The 21,992-nt window shown below is 67.3% G+C and carries 18 protein-coding genes; 9 read left to right on the top strand and 9 right to left on the bottom strand.

The window, feature by feature from the left end; translation table 11 throughout:
- Positions 1 to 53: 53 nt before the first annotated feature.
- Both ToN1_RS04180 and ToN1_RS04175 read right to left on the bottom strand, forming a co-directional pair.
- On the bottom strand, positions 54 to 902 hold the full coding sequence (locus tag ToN1_RS04180) for a D-hexose-6-phosphate mutarotase (protein WP_169207141.1): 849 nt from the start codon (positions 900 to 902) through the stop codon (positions 54 to 56).
- A gap of 9 nt (positions 903 to 911) precedes the next feature.
- Entirely contained in the window at positions 912 to 3,605 is a 2,694-nt protein-coding gene (locus tag ToN1_RS04175; RefSeq protein WP_169207184.1) for a bifunctional acetate--CoA ligase family protein/GNAT family N-acetyltransferase, read from the bottom strand.
- 301 nt (positions 3,606 to 3,906) lie between these two features.
- Here ToN1_RS04175 and ToN1_RS04170 point away from each other — a divergent pair, with 301 nt between their 5' ends.
- The 7 genes from ToN1_RS04170 to ToN1_RS04140 all read left to right on the top strand — a co-directional run bounded on the left by ToN1_RS04170 (position 3,907) and on the right by ToN1_RS04140 (position 12,906).
- Positions 3,907 to 5,367, top strand: a complete 1,461-nt coding sequence (locus ToN1_RS04170; protein WP_169207140.1) for an NAD-dependent succinate-semialdehyde dehydrogenase — start codon at positions 3,907 to 3,909, stop codon at positions 5,365 to 5,367.
- Positions 5,364 to 5,939, top strand: coding sequence for a class I SAM-dependent methyltransferase (locus ToN1_RS04165; protein WP_169207139.1), 576 nt, complete (start codon positions 5,364 to 5,366; stop codon positions 5,937 to 5,939). Before ToN1_RS04170 ends, ToN1_RS04165 begins: the two co-directional genes overlap by 4 nt.
- Before the next feature lie 223 nt (positions 5,940 to 6,162).
- A complete protein-coding gene (locus ToN1_RS04160) occupies positions 6,163 to 7,236 on the top strand; it encodes a P-loop NTPase family protein (protein WP_169207138.1) in 1,074 nt (357 codons plus the stop codon).
- Positions 7,236 to 8,975, top strand: coding sequence for an ABC transporter ATP-binding protein (locus ToN1_RS04155; RefSeq protein ID WP_210148016.1), 1,740 nt, complete (start codon positions 7,236 to 7,238; stop codon positions 8,973 to 8,975). Before ToN1_RS04160 ends, ToN1_RS04155 begins: the two co-directional genes overlap by 1 nt.
- Before the next feature lie 4 nt (positions 8,976 to 8,979).
- On the top strand, positions 8,980 to 9,963 hold the full coding sequence (locus ToN1_RS04150; protein ID WP_169206653.1) for an alpha/beta hydrolase family protein: 984 nt from the start codon (positions 8,980 to 8,982) through the stop codon (positions 9,961 to 9,963).
- The gene (locus ToN1_RS04145) at positions 9,960 to 11,453 is read left to right on the top strand and encodes a sensor histidine kinase (RefSeq protein WP_244860962.1); all 1,494 of its coding nucleotides are present in this window, start codon (positions 9,960 to 9,962) and stop codon (positions 11,451 to 11,453) included. The genes ToN1_RS04150 and ToN1_RS04145 overlap by 4 nt, the downstream gene beginning before the upstream one ends.
- Before the next feature lie 37 nt (positions 11,454 to 11,490).
- Positions 11,491 to 12,906, top strand: a complete 1,416-nt coding sequence (locus ToN1_RS04140; RefSeq protein ID WP_169206652.1) for a sigma-54-dependent transcriptional regulator — start codon at positions 11,491 to 11,493, stop codon at positions 12,904 to 12,906.
- A gap of 6 nt (positions 12,907 to 12,912) precedes the next feature.
- Here ToN1_RS04140 and mnmH read toward each other — a convergent pair whose 3' ends face one another.
- A complete protein-coding gene (gene mnmH, locus ToN1_RS04135) occupies positions 12,913 to 13,962 on the bottom strand; it encodes a tRNA 2-selenouridine(34) synthase MnmH (RefSeq protein ID WP_169206651.1) in 1,050 nt (349 codons plus the stop codon).
- 56 nt (positions 13,963 to 14,018) lie between these two features.
- Between mnmH and selD the strand changes: the two genes are divergently transcribed.
- A complete protein-coding gene (selD, locus tag ToN1_RS04130; RefSeq protein WP_169206650.1) occupies positions 14,019 to 15,059 on the top strand; it encodes a selenide, water dikinase SelD in 1,041 nt (346 codons plus the stop codon).
- A gap of 42 nt (positions 15,060 to 15,101) precedes the next feature.
- Here the strand turns inward: selD and ToN1_RS04125 are convergent, their stop codons facing one another.
- On the bottom strand, positions 15,102 to 15,713 hold the full coding sequence (locus tag ToN1_RS04125) for an arylesterase (protein ID WP_169206649.1): 612 nt from the start codon (positions 15,711 to 15,713) through the stop codon (positions 15,102 to 15,104).
- Here ToN1_RS04125 and ToN1_RS04120 point away from each other — a divergent pair.
- Positions 15,697 to 16,413, top strand: a complete 717-nt coding sequence (locus ToN1_RS04120) for an ABC transporter ATP-binding protein (protein ID WP_169206648.1) — start codon at positions 15,697 to 15,699, stop codon at positions 16,411 to 16,413. The two genes, ToN1_RS04125 and ToN1_RS04120, sit on opposite strands and share 17 nt — an antisense overlap.
- Positions 16,414 to 16,427: 14 nt before the next feature.
- Here ToN1_RS04120 and hpnE read toward each other — a convergent pair whose 3' ends face one another.
- From hpnE to ToN1_RS04095, 5 genes are all read right to left on the bottom strand, one after another.
- Positions 16,428 to 17,738, bottom strand: coding sequence for a hydroxysqualene dehydroxylase HpnE (gene hpnE, locus ToN1_RS04115; RefSeq protein ID WP_169206647.1), 1,311 nt, complete (start codon positions 17,736 to 17,738; stop codon positions 16,428 to 16,430).
- A 19-nt stretch (positions 17,739 to 17,757) separates the two neighbouring features.
- A complete protein-coding gene (gene hpnD / locus ToN1_RS04110; RefSeq protein ID WP_169206646.1) occupies positions 17,758 to 18,591 on the bottom strand; it encodes a presqualene diphosphate synthase HpnD in 834 nt (277 codons plus the stop codon).
- Positions 18,588 to 19,421 (bottom strand): squalene synthase HpnC, encoded by an 834-nt coding sequence (hpnC, locus tag ToN1_RS04105; protein WP_169206645.1) that lies wholly within the window; start codon positions 19,419 to 19,421, stop codon positions 18,588 to 18,590. Before hpnC ends, hpnD begins: the two co-directional genes overlap by 4 nt.
- 81 nt (positions 19,422 to 19,502) lie before the next feature.
- Positions 19,503 to 20,867 (bottom strand): sensor domain-containing diguanylate cyclase, encoded by a 1,365-nt coding sequence (locus tag ToN1_RS04100; protein WP_169206644.1) that lies wholly within the window; start codon positions 20,865 to 20,867, stop codon positions 19,503 to 19,505.
- Positions 20,864 to 21,787 carry an ABC transporter substrate-binding protein gene (locus ToN1_RS04095; protein ID WP_169206643.1) on the bottom strand — a complete coding sequence of 308 codons (924 nt, stop codon included), beginning with the start codon at positions 21,785 to 21,787 and terminating at the stop codon, positions 20,864 to 20,866. Before ToN1_RS04095 ends, ToN1_RS04100 begins: the two co-directional genes overlap by 4 nt.
- Positions 21,788 to 21,992: the final 205 nt, after the last annotated feature.

Here is a 21,992-nt window from a genome sequence, read left to right as displayed (position 1 = left end):
GCAACAGGCGGGCGGGCCTACGCAAGCGCCGCCCGGTTGCAGGAATTGTCGCGTCAGAGCGCGATCAGGCTCTGGCGCCCGACCCAGTTTTCGCCGGCGTCGAGTTCGATGCGCTGGCGCGCGGCGGCAGCCTCGACGCACAGCATGTAGCGGAAGCCGTTGGCGGGCATGTCGGCGAGCGCGGCGCAGCGTTCTTCCCACGGGTTCCACACGACGACGTCGGGGAAGCCTTCGGCGTTGATCCCCAGGCTGCGGCTGCCGTCACGCAGCAGCAGCGGGCGCTTGACGTCGTGGTAGACGCGGTCGGTCTCGTTCTCGACGACCACGACGTCGCCCGAATCGCGCTTGATGCGGTCGTGATCGGCGGAGTCGCGGTATTCATGGCCGTAGAGGCCTTCGAGGCGGGCGTTCTCGACCTCATGCACGCGCAGGTAGGTGTGCAGCGCGGCGGTGAAGGCGAAGGGGGCGTGGCCGGTGTTCTCGACCTCGAATTCGACGTCGAGGCGCTCGCCCTCGACCACCACGGTGAGTTCGGCGACGAAATTCTTCGGCCAGATCGCCCAGGTGTCGTCGGTCTCGACGAAGCGGAGCGTCACCAGCGCGAAGTCGTCACCGGTGCGCTGCTCGGCCACCACCCAGGGGTGGGTGCGCAGGATGCCGTGCTTCGGGAGCTTGCCGAGTCCGGCGAACTGCGGGAAGCACACCGGGATGCCGCCGCGGATGGCGGTGCTGCCGTCGTAGATGGCGGAGGGGCTGAGGTAGAGACGCTCCTGGCCGCCGGCGGGGATCCACGACAGGACCTGTGCGCCGAAAATCGACACGATGGCCCGGGCGCCCGCCTGCGTCGTGAGCGCAATTGCGGGCTGGTCGTGGAAGTCGATGGTTTCGATGTTTGCGGGCATTGTGGGCCTTCAGTCCTGCAGCGCGAGCACGCCGAGCTTGACGGTGCTGTCCTCGGGGTCGCTCGAGAGCACGAAGCCGAGGCCCTGCACGAACTTGAGCATGCGCTCGTTGTTGGCGAGGAAGACGCCGTTCATGTAGAGCAGGCCCTTGTTGCGCGCGGTGTCGATCAGCACGCCCATCAGCTTGCGTGCAAGGCCGCGGTGTTGCCAGTCGTCGGCGACGACGACCGCGAACTCGCAGGATTCGCCGTCGGGATTGACCGCATAGCGGCACACGCCGACCTCGACCTCGGCCACGCCATCCTCGCCGGGGATCGTCGCGAGGAAGGCCATCTCGCGGTCGTAGTCGATCTGCGTGAGGCGCGCGACCATCGCGGGCGGCAGTTCGCGCATGGTGTTCATGAAGCGGTAGTACTTGGACTCGGACGACAGCTTGCGCACGAACTCGACTTCCAGTTCGGCGTCCTCGGGCTTGATCGGGCGGATCGTGACGACGGTACCCTCGGGCTGGGTCCAGGTGCTGGTGAGCTGCGAGGGGTAGGGGTGGATCGCCATATGGGCGTAGCGGTCCACCGAGGGCGAGACGTTCTCGACCGTGACGCGCGCGTCCACGGCGACGGCGCCGTGTTCGTCCACGATGAGGGGATTGATCTCCAGTGTCGTGATCCACGGCAGCTCGCAGACCATTTCGGAGACGCGCAGCAGCACGAATTCCAGCGCCTCCATGTTCACGGGCGGCATGGTACGGAATTCGCCGAGCAGGCTGGCGACGCGCGACGACTTGATGAGGTCGTGCACGAGGTAGTTGTTCAGCGGCGGCAGCGCGACGGCGAGATCCTTGTTGGCTTCGACGCGGTTGCCGCCCTCGCCGAAGGTGATCACCGGTCCGAAGACGGGATCGCGGCGCACGCCGACGACCAGCTCGCGGCCGTTGCGCTTCATGATCATGGGCTCGATCGCGACGCCGTTGATCGCCGCATCGGGCTTGTTGCGGCGGACGTCTTCGAGGATTTCCTGGTAGGCGGTACGTACCGCGGCGAGGCTGCCGAGGTTGAGGCGCACCCCGCCCGAATCGGCCTTGTGGATGATCGACGGCGAGTCGATCTTCATGACGACGGGCAGGCCGATCTCTTCGGCCAGTACCATCGCCTCAGTCGCGGAGCGCGCGACGACGGTTTGCGCGATGGGGATGCGGAAGGCGGCGAGCAGCGCCTTGGATTCCATCTCGTTGAGCACATTGCGGCGCTCGGCCAGCGCGGTCTCGATGACGAGGCGTGCGCTCTCGATGCTCGGCGGCTTCAGGTGCGACAACGAGGCCGGGGTCTGCATCAGCAGCTTCTGGTTGCGGTAGTACGCCGACAGGTGGCTGAAGAGCTCGACGGCCGGTTCGGGCGAGCGGAAGGTGGGAATGCCGGCGGCTTCGAAGGCCTTGCGCCCTTCGCGCACGAGCTCATCGCCCATCCAGCACGTGACGACCGGCTTGTCCGCGGTCTTTTCCACCTCGACGATGGCTTGGGCGACGGCGGTGGGGTCGGTGATCGCCTGCGGCGTGAGCATCACCAGCACGCCGTCGACGTTCTGGCCTTCGAGCACGGCCTGCACGGTCTTCTGGTAGCGCTCGACGTCGGCGTCGCCGAGCATGTCGATCGGATTGGCGCGCGACCAGCCGTGCGGCAGGATCGCATTGAGCTTCTCCATCGTCGCTTCGGAGAATTCGGATAGCGGAATGTTGAGATCCGCGGCGCGGTCGACGGCCATGACACCCGGTCCGCCGCCGTTGGTGATGATGGCGAGACGGTTGCCGCGCGGGCGGAAGTGCGCGAACAGCGCGTTCGCCGCGGCGAAGAGCTGGCCCATGTTGTACAGGCGGATCACGCCGGCGCGGCGCAGTGCGGCGTCGAACACGGCGTCGTCGCCGCTCACCGAGCCGGAGTGCAGGCGGATTGCGCGCGCGCCCTGGGGATGACGACCGACCTTGATCAGCAGCACCGGCTTCACGCGGGCCGCGCCGCGCAGCGCGCTCATGAAGCGACGTGCGTCGCGGATGCCTTCGACGTACATGATGATGCTCTCGGTGCGCGGGTCCGAGATCATGAATTCGAGGATTTCGCCGAAATCGACGTCGCTCGACGAGCCGAGCGAGACGACGGTGGAGAAGCCGATGTTGCTCGGTTTGGCCCAGTCGAGAATGGAGGTGACGAGCGCGCCCGACTGGGAGATCAGGCCGATGGTGCCCTTCAAGGCGCTGACGTGCGCAAAGGTCGCGTTGAGGCCCAGTTCGGGGCGCATGATGCCCAGGCAGTTGGGGCCGAGCAGGCGGATGCGGTAGCGGCGGGCGGCCTCGACGACGTGGCGCTCGAGCGTGGCGCCGCGCGGGCCGCTTTCCGAAAACCCCGCCGACAGGATGATGATCGCCTTGACCCCGGCGCGGCCGCAGCTTTCGACCACGGTCAGAACCTTTTCCGCCGGCACGGCGATGACGGCGAGGTCGAGGCGATGCGGCACGTCTTCGACGGTCTTGTGGCAGGGGACGCCAAGCACGGATTCGTGCTTGGGATTGATCGCGAACAGGCGCCCGCGGAACCCCGCGTCGAGCATGTTGCGCACGACCACGTGGCCGATCGAGTTCTCGCGTTCGCTGGCGCCGATGACCCCTACCGATTTGGGTTCGAGCAGCGGGCTGAGGTAGTGCTTTTCTTTCATTGTCATTTGCCTGGATCCAGGTTCGTCAGTGGCCTCGCCCGATCGGGGGGCGTTGGCGGCCATGCCGCGTGAATCGTGTCCGTGGTGATGCAGTCTGGTTCACCATTGGTGAAACTCAAGTTTACCGCAGTGCACAAATCTTATTGTGACATAAACGGTAACGAGATCGGGTCCGTATCAACCGCAACCCGTGCAGGTGGCGGGGCGGGCGCTGCCGTGCGCTCCCGTGCGCAGGCGTGGTGGCGCGACTAGAATCTACGTTCCCGCGGCATTCGCGCCAACATCGACACATTTCCCCATCATGAAGACACTCGCCGACTACCCCAATTTCCGCCAGCAGGCATACATCGACGGCAGCTGGTCCGACGCCGATTCGGGCGCGACCTTCGCCGTCCGCAATCCGGCCACCGGTGAAACGATCGCGCACGTCCCCGACATGGGGGCGGCGGAGACGGCGCGCGCGATCGCGGCGGCGAATGCGGTGCTGCCCGCGTGGCGCCGCACATTGGCGAAGGAGCGTGCGGCGCTGCTGCGGCGCTGGTTCGCGCTGATTCTCGACGCGGCCGACGAGCTGGCGGCGATCATGACCGCCGAGCAGGGCAAGCCGCTGGCGGAGGCGAAGGGCGAAGTCACGTATGCCGCCTCCTTCGTCGAATGGTTCGCCGAGGAGGCGAAACGCACGATGGGTGACGTGATCCCGACCGTGGGTCAGGATCGCCGCCTGCTGGCAATCCGTCAGCCGGTGGGTGTGTGCGCTGCGATCACGCCGTGGAATTTTCCCGCGGCGATGATCACGCGCAAGGTCGCGCCTGCGTTTGCAGCGGGCTGCACGGTGATCGTGAAGCCCGCGGAGCAGACGCCGCTCACCGCGCTGGCGCTGATGGCGCTCGCGGAGCAGGCGGGCTTCCCGAAGGGGGTTTTCAACGTCGTCACCGGCGATCCGGTCGCGATCGGCGGGGAGCTGACGTCCAGCCCGGTCGTGCGCAAGCTGTCCTTCACGGGTTCCACCGAGGTGGGCCGCCTGCTGATGGGACAGTGTGCGCCGACCCTGAAGAAGCTGTCGCTGGAACTCGGTGGCAATGCGCCCTTCATCGTGTTCGACGATGCGGACCTCGATGCCGCGGTGGAGGGCGCAATGGGGTCGAAGTACCGCAACGCGGGCCAGACCTGCGTGTGCGCGAACCGCCTGCTGGTGCAGTCGGGCATCTACGACCGCTTCGCCGAGCGCCTTGCCGAGGCCGTGAAAGGGCTGCGCGTCGGCCCCGGGACTGCCTCGGGGGTGAACATCGGCCCGCTGATCGACGATGCGGCGGTGGTCAAGGTCGAGAGCCACATTGCGGATGCGGTGCAGAAGGGGGCGCGCATCATGACCGGCGGGCGGCGCCACTCGCTGGGTGGGTCCTTCTTCGAGCCGACCGTGCTGGCCGACGTGACGCCGGCGATGCGGGTCGCGCGGGAGGAGACCTTCGGTCCGGTGGCACCGTTGTTCCGCTTCGACACGGAGGAGGAGGCGATCCGCATGGCCAACGATACGGAGTACGGGCTGGCCGCATATTTCTTCTCGCGCGACGTGGGGCGCATCTTCCGCGTGGCGGAGGAGCTCGAATACGGCATGGTGGGCGTCAATACCGGGCTGATGTCGAACGAGGTGTCGCCCTTCGGCGGCATCAAGCAGTCGGGTCTCGGGCGCGAGGGCTCGGTGTACGGCATCGACGAGTATCTCGAGATCAAGTCGATCTGCGTGGCGGGCATCGATCGATGAGCGAGGCAATCGCGGCGAGCCATCCGCACCCGGCCGAACCTTCCGCGTGGGTGCGGCGCTTCCTGCCATTGGTGGCGCCGGGCGGCACGGTGCTCGATTACGCCTGCGGCGGCGGACGCCACGCCCGCCTGTTTGCGGCGCGCGGCTTTCGCGTTGTGGCGGTTGATCGCAACGCGGAGGCGGTCGCGACGCTGGCGAGCGTGCCGCGTATCGAAGCGCGTTGCGCGGATCTGGAGGATGGGCCGTGGCCGCTGGCCGGGGAGGGCTTCGACGCGGTGGTCGTCACGAATTACCTGTTCCGGCCGCGCTTCGCCGATCTGCTGGCATGTGTCGCGCCGGGGGGCGTGTTGATCTACGAGACTTTCATGCTGGGCAACGAGCGCTTCGGGCGACCCGCGAGTCCCGAGTTCCTGCTGCGGCCGGGTGAGCTGCTCGGCGTGCTGGGAGCGGATTTCACCGTGCTGGCGTTCGAACAGGGGATCGTGGAGCGGCCGAAGGCTGCGGTCGTTCAGCGTGTGTGTGCCGTCCGACGTCCCGCGGATACGACCGCGCTGCCGCCTGCGTCCGAGTGAACAATCAGGTGGGTAGCAGCCCCCGAATTTGCAGGAAGAAATGGGGGATATGCCCCAGATGGGGGCTCCCCCATCCGGCCGCACAGAGGCAGTAAAGGCGGCAAAGGGGCGTGATCGTTGGGAGTGGGAAGATTTTCCATGGCTGGCACGGGGCGTGCATAGGGACTGGCGAACCCGGCATTCGAGTCCGGGAATCAGCAGCCAACCGCTCCGGAGGCCGAAAATGAACACTCCCAACGTCAGCCTGCTCAATGTCAGCCGTGTCGCCCGTCTCAAGACACCGTACACGACCCGCCGGATCCCGGCTTCCGCGTTCGTCACGCTTCTTGGAGGCTCGCGTGCCCCGCGCGTGGGGGACTTGATCTTGGCGCGCGTCGACAAACTCGGGCAGCACCGCCACCTTGAACTCGCCTGCGGGCGACGCGCGCGCCTGTACGAGGGCGACGAAATCGTCCTCGCGTATGGCAACCGCTACGCGCCCGACCAGTTCGAGGCCGAGGTGCCGTCGGACCTCGGGCCCTGCCACATGGTCGCGGGCGGCGGTGTCGCGGCACGCGTGATCACGCGTCACGACAAGATGCGCGGTGCGACGGTCGTGCAGCCCCTGGGACTGCTTGGGGATCGCAACGGGCGCCCGATCAACCTCGCGGACTTCGCCCTGGATTCGCCGCGTTCTGACGGTCGGAGAGCCTTCACGGTCGCGGTGGTGGGAACGTCGATGAACGCCGGCAAGACCGAGACGGCGTCGAACCTGATCCGCGGCTTTGCAGGTGCCGGACTGCGAGTCGGGGCGGCCAAGGTGACGGGCACGGGGGCGGGCTGCGACATCTGGATGATGGTCGATGCGGGCGCGCAGTCGGTGCTGGATTTCACCGATGCGGGGCTGCCGTCGACCTACCTCGCGGATCCCCAGGATGTGGAGCGGGTGATGACCACGTTGTTGGATGTGCTGTATGCGAGCGGCGCCGATGTGGTGGTGTTCGAAGTCGCGGATGGACTCTATCAGCGCGAGACGGCGCACTTGCTGAAGTCGGCGGCCTTTGCGCATGCGGTCGACGCGGTGGTCTTCGCTGCCGGTGATGCCATGGGGTCGGCCGGCGGCGTGCACGCCTTGCGCGCGATGGGTTTGCCCGTGATCGCGGCGAGCGGTCTCCTCACGGCGTCGCCGCTGGCGATGCGCGAGGCGGCCCATGCGACCGGACTCGAGGTACTCGATCTCGACGCGCTGCGCAGCCCCGGGATTCTCGATTTCGTGGGCTTTCGGGCCGCGGAAGGCTTGGCGGTGGGAGCGATGTGATGCCGGGCGCAGCGTCCATTGTGCCGCCCATGTGGGCTGGGGCGCGGCGCACGATGCTCGCGGGGCTGGGGCTCAACGGGGTTGCGCAGGCCGTGGTGGCGCTGGTCTGCGCCTGGCTGACGAATCGCTTCTTCGACATCGTGATCGAGCAGCGTGCGGGGGGCTCGGGGGTGGCCTTCGCTCTGATCGGTGGGCTGCTGGGGGCCGGGGCCGCGCTCGCCGCCTTGCGCGTGATGGAGCGGGTGCAGGCCGAGCGTCTGGGGCAGGACTACGCTTCGGAACTGCGGCTCGCGCTTTACGACAGCATGGCGGGGCAATCGCCGCGGCGAATGCAGGCGCGCAGCCGCGGCGCGACATTGTTGCGCTTCGTCGGCGATGTAAAAGGGATCCGGCGCTGGATCAGCCTTGGTTTGCCCAGAATTGCGGTTGGCGTGTTGAGCGCAAGCTTAGCGTTGTCCGTGCTGGCCCTGGTGAATGGGGTCATTGCCTTCGCCGCGAGCGCGGGTTTCATCGGCGCGGCGGCCACGCTGGCGCTCCTCAGCGAGCGCGTCGATCCCGCGGTGCGTGAGGCGCGGCGGCGGCAGGCGCGCCTCACGGCGAACGTGAATGACAAGATCGGCGGGATAGCCGTAGTGCAGGTGTTCGATCAGGTCGCGCGCGAACGCGCCCTGATCGAGCGGCAGGGGAGTGGTCTCGCGGAGGCCATGGTGGCGCAGACACGTGGGATGGCCCTGCTGAAATCCGCGGCAGAGTTCAGTTCGTCCTTCGCAACCGCAGGGGTGCTCCTCGCGGGTGCAATCGAGGTGGCGACGGGCGAACTGAAAGCGTCGCAGGTCGTGGGCGCGATCACTGTCGTCGGCTTGATCTCCCCGACGTTTCGCGATTTCGGCCAGGCTTTGGGCTACTGGCGCTCGGCGCGCGTTTCGATGGAAAAGCTCGCGACCTTCCTTGCAGCCCCGCGGTTCGTTACGCCGCCGCAGGAAGGCGGCCATGCTTGCCCGGTGCCGCTTGCGGTCTGCGGGACGGCGGTAGATATCGAGTTCTGCGACGTGGCGAGCGGGAATGCATTGCGGAACTTCAACGCGCACGCGCCTGCCGGGGCGATGGTGGCGATTGTCGGGCCGAGCGGGGCAGGCAAGTCGACGCTGCTCGGCCTGGCGGCTCGCCTGCTCGAACCGGACTGTGGGGAAGTCCGCGTCGCCGGGGTACCGATCGGCCACTATCGGCTGTCCGAGTTGCGCCGCGCTCTTGGGGCTGTGATGCCCGACCTGCCGCTGCTACGCGGCTCGATCGAGCGCAATCTTCGCTATCGCTGGCCGAATGCCCCGGATGCCGAGGTGGCCCGTGTGGCCGGCCTGTGCGGTATCGACGAACTGCTCGCGGATCTGCCGGACGGCGCACGCACGCGTGTTGCGGACGCAGGGGGCAATCTGTCGTACGGACAGCGTCAGCGCATCGCGTGGGCGCGGGCGTTGCTCGGGAGACCCTCGGTGCTGCTACTCGACGAGGCCGACGCAAACCTCGACCCCGTCTCGGCGCGTCGTCTCGGGAAGATTCTCGACAGCTTTGCCGGAACGACGCTGATGGTCACGCACAGCTACGTGCGGATGATCCAGGCCGACCTCGTGTGGTACGTCGAGGCCGGGCGACTGCTCGAATCCGGTCCTCCGGAAGAGCTGATGGGTCGTGTGAGCCGCACCCGGCGCCTGTTCCAGCGAGAAGCGAACGCGGCGGGGTGACGACATGCCTTGTTCGTTCCCGGTTGCGCACTCGAACGGTCAACCTGCGATCGTGTGTCATGCGCCTCGCGAAGCGGGCCGGGCTTCCCCCACCGCGCCTGCGGCAGGCGAGGCCGGAACTGCATCGTTCCTGCCGAACCGGATCGAGCGGCGGGTACTGGAATCCGACGCAAGCCTGCCGTACGTGGTGTTCGAGCCGTCGCGCGGCGGTGCCGGTGCGCCGATACTCGTCACCGTGCATGGCATCTCCCGCAATGCATGGGAGCAGGTGAGCATGTTTGCCCCCTACGCCGAGCGCGCTGGCGTCGTGCTTGTAGCGCCGCTGTATGAGCACGCGCGGTTTCCCCGCTACCAGCGTCTGAGCGCCAACGAGCGAGGCGAACGTCCGGCCGCCGTCATGGAGGCGATCATTGCCGAAGTGACGCTTACAACCGGGGCCAAGGGGGACCGGCTTTACCTCTTTGGCTTCTCCGGGGGTGGCCAATTCGTGCATCGCTACGCAATGGCCCATCCGGATCGGGTTGCGGGCTACGTCGTCGGCTCGGCCGGCTGGTATACCTTCCCCGATGCGCAGCGACGCTATCCTTACGGCGTGCGATACAGCCGGCGCCTGCAGATGGGCGGCTTCGACCTGGGGCGCTTCCTCACAGTGCCGGGTTGGGTGCTGGTGGGGGAGCGCGACGTGCACGAGGGCACGGCGATGCGCAAGACCGAGCGCGTGATGGTCGAACAGGGCCTGTCGCGGATGGAGCGCGGGCTTCGTTGGGTCGATGCGGTCAATGCCCGCGCCGCCGAGCTGGGGCTGGCTGCGCCGGTCCGTTTCGAGCCGCTGCCGCGTTCGCCGCATTCCTTCCGGCGCAGCATGCGCAGGGGGGAACTCGGGCAGCGAGTGTTCGGCCACCTGTTCGGTCTCGAGGAGAGCGTAGTGCGGGGCTCGGAGTGGGGGACTACGACATCTTGTGCCCCTGAACGGAGGGCTGCGGAATGAGTGCCGGTTTCTCCTTCATGCGCAGGACATTGACATGGGTCGTTCCGGGCCCGGCGGGCGATGCGTGGGGACGTGAATTGTCCGCGGGCGTGAGTGCGGGCGGGGGGAATGGCGCAGTGACCGGAACCGGACGCGAAAGACATGCGACGCCCGCCCTGTTGCGGCCGTTCAATCTGAGCCGTTGGTTCGCGGTGATCGGGCTGCTGTCGATTGCATCGATCTCGGCGATTGCGGCGTACCTGATCTCGGATTTCGTAACCGAGCGCATGGTCCGGCAGGAAGGCCAGCTGACCATGGAGATGGTCGACAATCTGGTCATGAGCGAGCAGTCCATGCGCAAGCTCCTCATCGAACATCAACCCGTCAGCGTGGATGAACCGGGTGGGGCGTTTGCCCATCTCGGGCTGATGCCAGGAGTGCTCAGGGCCAATCTGTACGACACTTCGCGCCGCATCCTGTGGTCGAGCGAAACCGAGTTGATCGGACAGCAGTTCGGAGCCAACCAGGAACTCGACGAAGCCCTCGCGGGGCGCCTCGTCGCGCACGGCAAACACCACGAGGTAGGGGAGAAGGCCGAGCACATGCATCTGGCACGGGCCGCCAACTTCTTTGTCGAGATATACCTGCCCGTGCGCGACACGGATGGCACAGTGTTGGGGGCAATCGAGTTTTACAAGAATCCCGTGGCGCTGTTCAATGCCTTGCAGCAGCTCAATCGCAACATCGCGATCGGCGCCGCACTGGCCGGGCTGTTCCTGTATGTCGCCCTGTTCGGCATGGTGCGTCGGGCGGATCTGCTGATCTCCGAGCAGCAGCGCCGCTTGGTTGATGCGGAGACGCTGGCGGTGGTGGGGGAAATGAGCTCTGCGGTCGCCCACGGCATACGCAATCCGCTCGCATCGATCCGCAGCTCCGCGGAGCTGATCCTGGTCACCGACGAGGAGACCGGGCGCGAGGCGGCGGGCGATATCATCTCCGAATCCGACCGGCTGGAGGCGTGGGTACGCGAACTGCTTTCCTACTCGCGGCCACTGGATGAAAAGGCCGGCGCAGTCTCACTCGCGCCCCTCGTGGTGCGGTGCATCGAGGAGTTCGGACGCGAACTGCATCGACGGAATATCACCGCGTCACTGCAGATGCCTCCCCACATACCGGCGGTGCATGGGGATTCGCTGCTGTTGGCGCAGGTCCTGCACAGCCTGATGGCGAACGCCATTGAAGCGGTCCAGGCGGATGGGCGCCTGGAGATCTGCTGCGAGAGCGTGCGCGGCGGACGTCAGGTAGTGCTTACGGTGCGCGACAGCGGCCCCGGCATGACCGCGGAACAACTGCAGCGGGTGGGCAAGCCGTTCTATACGACCAAGACGCAGGGCCTTGGCGTTGGCCTCGCGCTCGCTCGGCGGATCATTGAGCGCTATGGCGGCGCGATGGAAATCGACAGCGCGCCAGGTCGCGGTACGGCGGTGCTCCTGACGCTGACCTGTGGATGACGGGACCGATCGGACAGGAGAGGGCAGGAGAGGGTCTATGGGGCGCGCGATTCTGGTCATCGAGGACGAGGCGGTTCTCGGCAAGAACATCCGCATCTATCTGGAGCGTAGCGGCTACGACGTCCGCGTCGCGGGCAGCGCGGAGGACGGACTGGCGCTGCTCGACGTGTTCAAACCCGACGCGGTGATCCTGGATTTCAACCTGCCCGGCCTCAACGGCCTGGAGGCGCTGACGCGCGTGCGGGCTTTCGACTCCGGCATCCCCGTCATCATGATTACCGGCCACGGTACGGTCGAGCTCGCGGTCGAGGCGATGAAGGCGGGCGCGCGCGACTTCCTCACCAAGCCGGTCGCACTGGGGAAGCTCAAACTGCTGGTCGACAAGGCTTTCGACGAAAAGCAACGCGACAGCGCGCTCGACTACTATCAGCGCCGCGAGGCCGATGCCACCGACCTGGCGAGCCTGTTCGGCGATTCACCGCCGATGAGGGCGCTGAAGAATACCCTGCGCCAGTTGCTCGACGCGGAGTCGCAGCTGCAGGACAGTGATGCGCCGGCTGTGCTGGTACTCGGCGAAACAGGAACGGGTAAGGAGCTGGTCGCGCGGGCGCTGCACTTAAACGGGCCGCGGCGCGACAAACCTTTCGTCGAGCTCAACTGCGCTTCGATCCCAGTGCAACTATTGGAGTCGGAGCTGTTCGGCTACGAACGGGGGGCGTTCACCGATGCTCGGGAACGAAAGCTGGGGTTGGTCGAGACGGCCGAAGGGGGAACGCTGTTCCTCGACGAGATCGGTGACATGGACCTCTCGCTGCAGGCCAAGTTGCTGAAACTGTTGGAGGAGAAAACCCTGCGGCGCATCGGCAGCCTGCGTGACCAGCGCGTGAACGTGCGCATCGTCGCGGCCACGCATCGTCCGATGGAGACGCTGGTGCGCGAGGGTCGCTTCCGTGCCGACCTCTATTTCCGCCTGTGCGTATTCCAGATGACCCTGCCGCCGCTGCGCGAACGCGGTGCGGACATCCTGTCGCTCGCACGTCACTTCATCGCGCTTCACGCCGCACGCTACGGCAAGCATCCCCCGGCACTGACGCGGGACGCGGAGACGCTGATGCTTACGCACCGCTGGCCGGGCAATGTGCGCGAGTTGCGCAACGTGCTGGAGCAGGCCGTGCTGCTGGCAACGGGGCCGACCATAGATATTTCTCAGCTGTCGCTGTCGACCGGGGTCAGCGTGCCCTCGCTCGCGCATGGAGTGCTGGAGTCAGCACCCGCAGCGTCGGCAGCGCCCGCTGCGCCGCAGACGCTGGAGGACCTGGAGCGCCGCGCCCTCCTCGATGCGCTGCGTGGAACCGGCTGGAACGTGTCGCGCGCGGCCCGCGTGCTGGGCATCAGCCGCGATACTTTGCGCTACCGCATCGACAAGTTCGGGCTCAGCGTGACCAGCGTGTGAACCGGCTCAGGCCTGCGCAGCCAGGATCCGTTGCGCCAGTCCGTGGATGCCCGCGGGCGTGAGGTCATCGCAGGCGAAGCTTGGGGCGTCGGGGAAGCGCGCGAAGTTGCGGTTCTGCGAACGCCGGTAGAGCGGGTCGTAATGCAGGTCGATGAACTCGCCGTACAGCGTGTGCAGGTCGCGCTGCCGGGCGAGCTCCTTCCAGCGTTCCAGCACTTCGTTGCTCTGCAGGCCGCGCAGGAATTCGATGCGGTTCTGGAGATCGGGCACATCGTCGCCGAGGTAGTCGTAGTCGCGCACCAGGAATTCGATGCGCGCGTCGCGGGCGGCCTCGATCGCGACGCAGGCGCTCGCCCGCATGTGCGCGATCAGGCCCTCGGGCAGGTGGATGCGGCCGATCTTGCGGCTTTCGGCCTCGACGAACACCGGGCGTGCAGGATCGAAGCCGTGCAGTTTCTCGTACAGGCGGGTCTCGAAGGACTTCTGCGTCGGCTGCGGACGGTCGGGTAGGGCGCCCAGCACCGACCCCTTGTGCGCGGCGAGATCCTCCAGGTCGAGCACCTGCGCGCCGAGCGCCGCGAGCTGCTCGAGCACGCGCGTCTTGCCGCTGCCGGTGGCCCCGCAGAGCACGCGCAGGTCGAAGCGCTGCGGCAGGGTTTCCAGTTCGGTGACGACCATGCGGCGCCAGTTCTTGTAGCCGCCTTCGAGCTGGCACGCATCCCAGCCGATGAGCCGCAGCCAGGTCACGAAGGAGCCGCTGCGCTGGCCGCCGCGCCAGCAGTAGACGAGCGGGCGCCAGTCCTTGGGCTTGTCCTGGAAGCGCTCGCGCAGGTGGCGGGCGATGTTCTCGGCGACCATCGCGGCGCCGATGCGGCGCGCCTCGAACGCCGACTGCTGCTTGTAGATGGTGCCGACGATGGCGCGTTGCTCGTTGTCCAGCACCGGGCAGCTGATCGCGCCCGGGATGTGGTCTTCCTCGAATTCCGCGGGGCTGCGGGCGTCGATGAACTCGTCAAAGGTGTCCAGCTGTGCTACGGTCGCGATGCCTTTTTTCATGCCTTGTCGCGGCGCGCCGGTGCTCGCCGGACGGCCGTCTTTCCCCCTCGGAATCCATGGATCAGATCAAACTTACGCAATTCTCCCACGGCGGCGGATGCGGCTGCAAAATCGCTCCCGCGGTGCTGTCGAAACTCCTCGCGCACGCGCCGGCCGGCATTGTCCCGCCCGAGCTGCTGGTGGGCACCGAAACCGCCGACGATGCGGCCGTGTACCAGCTGAACGAGCGGCAGGCCATCGTCGCGACGACCGATTTCTTCACCCCCATCGTCGACGATCCCTACGATTTCGGCCGCATCGCCGCGACCAATGCGCTGTCCGACGTGTACGCGATGGGCGGGCGCCCGATCATGGCGCTGGCGCTCGTGGGCATGCCCCTCGACAAGCTGCCGCCGGAAGTCATCGGCCGCATCCTCGAGGGCGGCGCCTCGGTGTGTCGTGACGCCGGTATTCCGATCGCCGGCGGCCATTCCATCGACGTGCTGGAGCCGATCTACGGCCTCGTCGGGCTGGGTGTCGTCGATCCGGCCGAGGTCAAGAAGAACGCCGGCGCGCAGGCGGGCGACGTGCTGATCCTGACCAAACCGCTGGGCATCGGCATCCTCTCCGCGGGCCTCAAGAAGGGGCTGCTGGCGGATGCCGACTACGCCGAGATGCTGCGCTGGACGACGCTGCTCAATCGCGTCGGCGCACGCCTCGCCGGCATGGGGGGCGTGCATGCGGTGACCGACGTCACCGGCTTCGGGCTGGCGGGGCACCTGCTGGAGATCTGCCGCGGCTCGAAGCTCGGCGCGACGGTGAATTTCGATGCGCTGCCAAAAATCGCCGCAGCCGAGAAGCTCGTGCGCGACGGCGTCGCCACCGGCGCCTCCACGCGCAACTGGGCGAGCTACGGCGAGGACGTGAGAATGGCGGCCGCCGCGCCCGAGTGGCAACGCAAGTTCATCACCGACCCGCAGACCAGTGGCGGCCTGCTGATCGCCTGCGCCGAGCCCGGCGTCGAGGCGGTGCTGGCGGCGATCCGCGCGGAGCAGGGCAGCGAGGGCCACGTCATCGGCCGCATGGTCGCGGGCGAGGTGGTGCTGCGCGTCGAATGAAGTCGCTGCGGGCCGGGGCGCGCCCCGGCCCGGCCGACTGCTTCAGCCCTTGAGCAGGCCCTTCAGCCCCCTCCATACGGTTTCGAGGATCAGCGGTTGGGCCTCGGCGGTCGGATGGATGCCGTCGGGCTGGAAAAGGTCCGGCTTGTCGGCAAAGCCGTCGAGGAGGAAGGGGATGAGGGGCACCTTCTCGTTGCGCGCGACCTCGGCGAAGGTCTGCTGGAAACGCCGTGTGTAGGCGGGGCCGTAGTTGGGCGGCAACTGCATGCCCACGAGCAGCACCTTCGCACCCTTGCCGCGTGCCGCCTGGATCATCGCGCTGAGGTTTTCGCCCATCAGCGCGGGTTGCAGTCCGCGCAGGCCGTCGTTGGCACCGAGCTCCAGGATGACGAGAGCGGGTTTGTGCCGGTCGAGTGCCGCGCTCAGGCGCGTGCGCCCTCCGGCCGTGGTTTCGCCGCTGACGGAGCCGTTGATCACGGTATGACGGAACCCTTCGCGCACAAGTCGCGTCTGCAACAGGGTGGGCCAGTCTTGCTGCGGCCGCAGGCCGTAGCCGGCCGACAGGCTATCGCCCCACACGAGTATCGTCGCCGCCTGGGCGGCGCCCGACAACAGGATTGCAAAGAAGAAGGTCACGATGGATCGCAGCGGCATTGAGTTCTCCGTTCCGGTGATGCAGGTCTCGGGCCTGTCCAAGAGTGTCGAACTGGCCGACGGCCAGGGGATGCTCCAGATTCTGCAGGATGTGTCGTTCGGCGTCGCGGCCGGCGAGTCCGTCGCGATCGTCGGCGCCTCCGGCTCGGGCAAATCGACCCTCCTCGGATTGCTGGCCGGGCTGGATGTTCCCAGCGCGGGCAGCGTGCATATTCTCGGCCGGGACCTGTTTGCGCTCAGCGAGGATGACCGCGCAGCGCTGCGCGGCGAGGCGATCGGCTTCGTATTCCAGGCGTTCCAGCTGCTGCCGGCGTTGACGGCGTTGGAGAACGTCATGCTCCCGCTGGAGCTCGCCGGCGCCCGAGACGCCGCGGCCACGGCGCGCAAGTGGCTCGAGCGGGTGGGCCTCGGCGGCCGCCTGCGGCATTATCCCAAGCACCTTTCCGGCGGCGAGCAGCAGCGCGTCGCGCTGGCGCGCGCCTTCGCACCCGATCCGCGCCTGCTCCTCGCCGACGAGCCCACCGGCAATCTCGATGCGGCGACGGGCGAAGCGGTGATCGAACTGATGTTCGCGCTGAACCGTGAATCCGGCACCACGCTGATCCTCGTCACGCATGACGAGTCACTCGCGGCTCGTTGCGGCCGCGTTCTGCACATGCAGGCGGGGCGGCTCAGCGAACCGGCCCTGCGCGCATCCTGACCGAGCCGGACGGATCAGGCCGCAGTGCTGGCGAAGCGGCGCAGCACGCGCGAGGCCGCATTGATGCCCGAGCGCACGGCCGATTCCAGCGTCGCTGGGTAATCCGAATCGAGGTAGTCCCCGGCGAGCCAGAGCCCGGGCACGGGGGTTTGCGCCCCGGGGCGCGAGATACCGGGTTGGCAGGCGAACGTTGCGCGCTTTTCGGTGATGACCTGCGACCATTCGAGTGGTGGCAGGCGCTGACCGAGTTCCTGCTCGAGCTGCGCGTGCACGGCGAGCAGCAGATCTTCGCGCGACAGCGCGTCGTGCGGTCCACGCGTGCTGATGACGCAGGCGAGAAGACCCTGCGGCCCGCCGAGCTGGCCGCGGTCGAAGGCCCACTGCGCGGGCCCGTGTGTGAGGCCGATCATCGGGTAAGACAGGCGCGTGGTCTGCCCGAGTGCGAGGTAGACGGTGGTGATCGGCTCGCTGGGCAGCGCAGCGATCATCGCCGACAGCCGCTCGCAATTGCCGACGGAATCGAGCAGCGCTGTGGCGTGGTGGGGGGCGGTCGCCAGTACCACCTGCGAATACACCTGTCGCGGCGACGGGTCGCCCTCCAGGCGAAAACCGTCCTGCACCTGATGGATCGCTTCGACCGGTGTGCCCGTACGCAGCTTGCCGCGCCGCACGGCGAGGTAGCGCGCCGCTGGCACGGGGAAGAGCTCGGACAGGTCGACGCGCGGGATCAGCAGTTCGCTCGCAGCCGCGCCGGCGCCGAGGCTGTCGCGCAGCACGTTCGCGAACACTTGCGCAGAAGCCTCGTCCAGTGGCGTGTTCAGCGCGGCGACGCACAGTGGCTCCCACACCAGCCGGACGAGGTGCTGGGGCTGGCGTAGTTCGTGCAGCAGCGCCGCCACGCTCTGCCCCGAGTCGACGCGGAAGCGCCGCTTCTTCAGTACGCGCATCAGGCGCAGCATCGCGAGCCGGTCACCCCAGCTCAGCCCTTTCGCGGTCAGCAGGCCGAGCGCCAGATGCAGTGGGGCCGGCAGGCGAGCAGCCTGCAGGTGCAGCTGCCCGGGCGTGTGCAGGGTGAGCGGCAGGTGGGCCAGCTCCTTGGGCGAGCCGCCGGTCATGCGCAACAGGCGCAGCAATTCGCCATAGGCGCCGAGCAGGATGTGCTGGCCGTTGTCGACGCGCCAGCCGTCCTTCGCGACTGCGCGCGCGCGTCCGCCGAGCGTGTGCGAGCGTTCGAACACGGTCACCTGCACGCCGCGCCGGGCGAGTTCGACCGCGCAGGCGAGGCCGGCGTAGCCGGCGCCGATGACCGCGACCGGATGGTTCATCGCAGGCTGCGTCCCTTCGTCATGCACGCACCCAGGTCTTGCCGGCGATCCACAGTTTGCGCACCGGTGTGAGCGAGGTGCGGCGGTCGAGCACCACGAAGCCGTCGCTGGCGATTTCGCGCAGCAGGGTGCGGTAGATCGCGGCCATCACCAAGCCGGGCCGCTGGCTCTTGCGGTCGGCCGCGGGCAGTTGGGCGAGAGCCTGGTCGTAGTACTTCTCCGCGCGCTCGGCCTGGAAGGCCATCAGCGCGCGGAAGTTGTCGTCATCGCGGCCTTCCATGATCTGGCTCGCGGGCACCTTGAAGCGCTGCAGGTCCTCGATCGGCAGGTAGATGCGGCCGCGGCGCGCGTCCTCGCCGACGTCGCGGATGATATTGGTGAGCTGGAAGGCCATGCCGAGGTCGTGCGCGTACTTCAGCGTCTGCCGCTCGCGGTAGCCGAAAATCTCAGCGGCGAGGAGCCCAACGACACTGGCGACGCGGTAGCAGTAGAGCTGCAGGCCCTTGAAGTCGAGATAGCGGCTCTGCGTGAGGTCCATCTCCATGCCGTCGATGATTTCGAGCAGCTGTTCGAGCGGAAGGTTGAAGCGCGCGCTGACGTCCTTCAGCGCGAACCCCACCGGATGGCTGGGGGAACCCTCATAAGCCCGCGACACCTCCTTGCGCCACCAGTCGAGCTTGGTCTGCGCGACTTGCACGTCGTGGCATTCGTCGACGACGTCATCCACCTCGCGGCAGAACGCGTACAGGGCCGTGATGGCCTGGCGGCGCTCCGGCGGTAGGAACATGAAGCTGTAGTAGAAGCTGGAGCCGCTCTTCGCAGCCTTGTCGTGACAATAATCGTGCGGATTCATCGGATTCTCGAGTAATGCACGGCGCGCCAGGCGAGTCGCGGCCAGTCGCTGCGGGTGAGGGTGGGGCGGTGCCGGAACACGTCGTAGCCCGCGCGCTCGATGCGTTCGAGGATGCGCAGACCGCCCAGCACCATCAGGCGCAGTTCCCAGCCGACGCGTCCGGGCAGTTGCCGCGCGAGGGGCGCCCCTTCGACCATCATCGCCCGCGCACGTTGCACTTCGAAGTCCATCAGGGCACGCCATGCATCGTCGCAACGGGTGCGGTCGATATGGTCTTCGCTTAAGCCGAAGCGGGCCATGTCGGCTTGCGGCAGATAGATGCGGCGTTTGCGCCAGTCGATCGCGACGTCCTGCCAGAAGTTGATGAGCTGCAGGCTCGTGCAGATGAGGTCGGAGCGACGCAGGTTGTCCGGCGTCGCGGCGTCGTAGAGGTGCAGCAGTAGCCGCCCGACCGGATTCGCGGAGCGGCGGCAGTAGTCGAGCAGCTCGGCGAAGTCGGCATAGCGGGTCTTGCCCACGTCTTGGCTGAAGGCGTCAAGCAGGTCGCGGAAGCACTGCAGCGGCAGTTTGTGTGCGCGGATGTTTTTTGCGAGGCGGGTGAAAATCGGTGCGAGCGAGGCGTCGCGCGGCGCCTGGCCGGCTTCGATCGCGTTCAGTTCGATGCGGTAGTCGTTGAGGCGCGCCAGGCGCGCGATGGGTGCCGCGTCGCCTTCGTCGGCGATGTCGTCCGCACTGCGGGCGAACGCATAGATCGCCTCCACGGGCTCGCGCAGGCGGGCCGGAAGCAGGAGTGACGCGACAGGAAAGTTTTCGTAGTGGTCGACGGGCATGATCGGGGCGCCGCGAGTATACGCGAAGCCGTGTTTGCCGCAGCACAGCATGCGAGGGCAGTTGCGGGCACCAGGGCGGGCTCAGACCGCCTCGGCGCTGTCCGGTCCTTCAAGCGCGGGTGAATTCTGATGTTCCGCTTCGAGCGGATAGCGCACGACGCGGTTGCGGCCGCTGCGCTTGGCCTCGTAGCACGCGGCGTCGGCCGCGATGAGGATGTCCGAGGGGTCCGTGTGGCTGCCGTCGATGTAGGCCATTCCGACGCTGGCGCCAATCGAAAAATGGCGTCCGTGCCATTCGAAGTCGAACGAGGCGATGCTGGCGCGCAGTTCATCCGCGATGTCGAGGGCGTCGGATGGGCTGCAGCCGCGCAGGATCAGCGCGAACTCGTCGCCGCCGATGCGGCAGATGATGTCCTGTTCGCGTACGCGCTGCTGGATCAGGAGCGCGATGCGCATCAGCAGGTCGTCGCCGGCGGCGTGGCCGCAGGTGTCATTAACGATCTTGAAGCGGTCGAGGTCGATGAAGCACAGCGCCCCATGATCGCCCGCCCTGCGGGACGCCACCACGCACTCGTCGAGTTTCTGTTCGAAGACGCGGCGGTTCGGCAAACCCGTCAGCGGATCGTGCTGTGCCTGATATGCGAGCAGTGCGGTTGCGTCGTCGATGCGCAACTGCAGGGTTCGGTGGTTCTCGGAGATCGCGTGCGCCATCGTATTGAAGCCGCGTTCCAGCGCTGAGAGCTCTTGGCTGGTGGCGTGTTCGGGGATCGCGACGTCGAGCGCACCGTTGGCCATCTGCCCGACGCCGCGGACCAGGCGTGCCACCGGACGCGAAACGGAGCGTGCGAGCCGCACCGCAATCACTGCGGTGAGCAGCAGGCCGACCGCGACGATCGCGAACGACGTCCAGATGATGAAGGCTTTCTCGCGCGAAGACGGTCGGGTGTCGAGCTCGACGTGCACCCAGCCGATCGTGCTTGCCCGCTGCTGGGAAGCGCCAGGCTGCCATCCGTCGACCAGCTCGTCATCGATGGCGATGCCGCCCGACGTGATGGGGGCGACTACCGCGAGGGTGTCCGGGGCGAAGTGGCTCGTGGCGCCTTCCTGGATCTTGCGCAGGGCTTCAGGCTCCAGCACGCCGATGCGTCCCCTGCTGGCGAGCAGCGTGCCGCGGTCGTCATACACGGCGGCCGCGCTCACTTCCCGCTGCGCCATCGCGGCCTGCAGCAGAGACTGGAGGGTGGCGCGATTGCCCGAGATGACCCCGTATTCGGCGGCGGGGGCGAGGAAGCTGACGATCGCGTTGCCGCGCTCGTGCAGGGTCCGATCCAGCGTTTCGGCCCCGCGATACAGCACCAGCGTCGTGACCAGGGTGGCGAGCAGTGCCGCCGGCAGCAGCGCCACCAGCAGCAGTCGATTGTGCAGAGTAAGGCCGGATCGCTTCATTGCGGCCTCCGTTTATCGATCGCTTCGACGAGGGCCGCTTCGTCAGGTACCGGGTACAGCAGCGAGCGCGCGACGTGGCGATTGACGCTGACGCTGAAGTACTTGGGGGCCTCGGCAGCAGGAAGATCAATGTGTCCCGCCCCCTGCTGCGCGGCGAGCCATTCGCCCACCTGGCGAGCAGCGTCCTCCGGCGCGGTGAATACGGAGGCGATCGCTCCGGCGGTCACGTAGGCCTGGGAGTAGCCGAACAGTGGCTTTCGGTAGCGGTAGGTGGTTAGCAGGATCGGCCGTGCGGTGGCGGGACTGTAGGCGGTCGAGTCGGGCACCGCGAGAATCGCGTCGGAGCTCTCCAGCAGGCGTTCGAGTGCTGGCAGCAGGCCGTCGGTATCCGCGATGGTCTCGAAAATCATCGTTAACCCCTGCCGGGCACCGGCTTCCGCGATTGCGCTGCGCATCGCGGCGGACTGCGGGCCGAGCAGCACTCCAACGCGGGGCGTCTTCGGGTTGGTCGCGCGGATCAGGCGCATGTGCCTGCCGAGGGGCTGGTCGAGAATGAAGCCGGCGAGCTTTGCGCGCGGATGCCGTTGCTGCAGCGCACGCAGGTTGGGCGCCGAGATGAGCGCAACCAGTATGGGTGAGGTGCTGCGCTCGGCAATGGCCTCGGCCGCATCAGCGCCTACGGCAATCACGACGTCGGCGCGTTTGAGGATGGCCTCGTTGATCGAGTCGCCCGTGCTGCCGGCATCGTTCAGGCGGACCGCCGCCGAGGCCATGATTTCCCGGCCCAAGGCGGCCGCAAAGGCCGTCTGGGCGTCGCTGCGTTTCGACAGGACGATCGCCGCTTCGAGGGCGAATGCCGACGGGACCGCCAGGGCCAGCGCCAGCAAGGGAAGTGCGAGGAGCGCCAGTCGCTTCAGCATGTCATCCGTGGCGCGCGACGTTCGCCGCATGGGAACAGGGCAGCGTATGCTTGCGAGCGGACTCGCCCCTGATCGGCGTGTTCGTTCCCGTTGCGGAGCCTGGGCGCGACGGGCTTGCGGCCTGGGTGATTTTCGTCCGCGTCATGCGCGCCGGATATACTGTGCTGTTCAAATGGGACAGCTTTCCATTTATGCCGTGTCGAGT

Origin of the sequence: Aromatoleum petrolei (genome assembly GCF_017894385.1) — a bacterium.
Classification (GTDB): Bacteria; Pseudomonadota; Gammaproteobacteria; order Burkholderiales; family Rhodocyclaceae; genus Aromatoleum; species Aromatoleum petrolei.
This window is presented reverse-complemented; position numbering and strand designations above follow the sequence as displayed.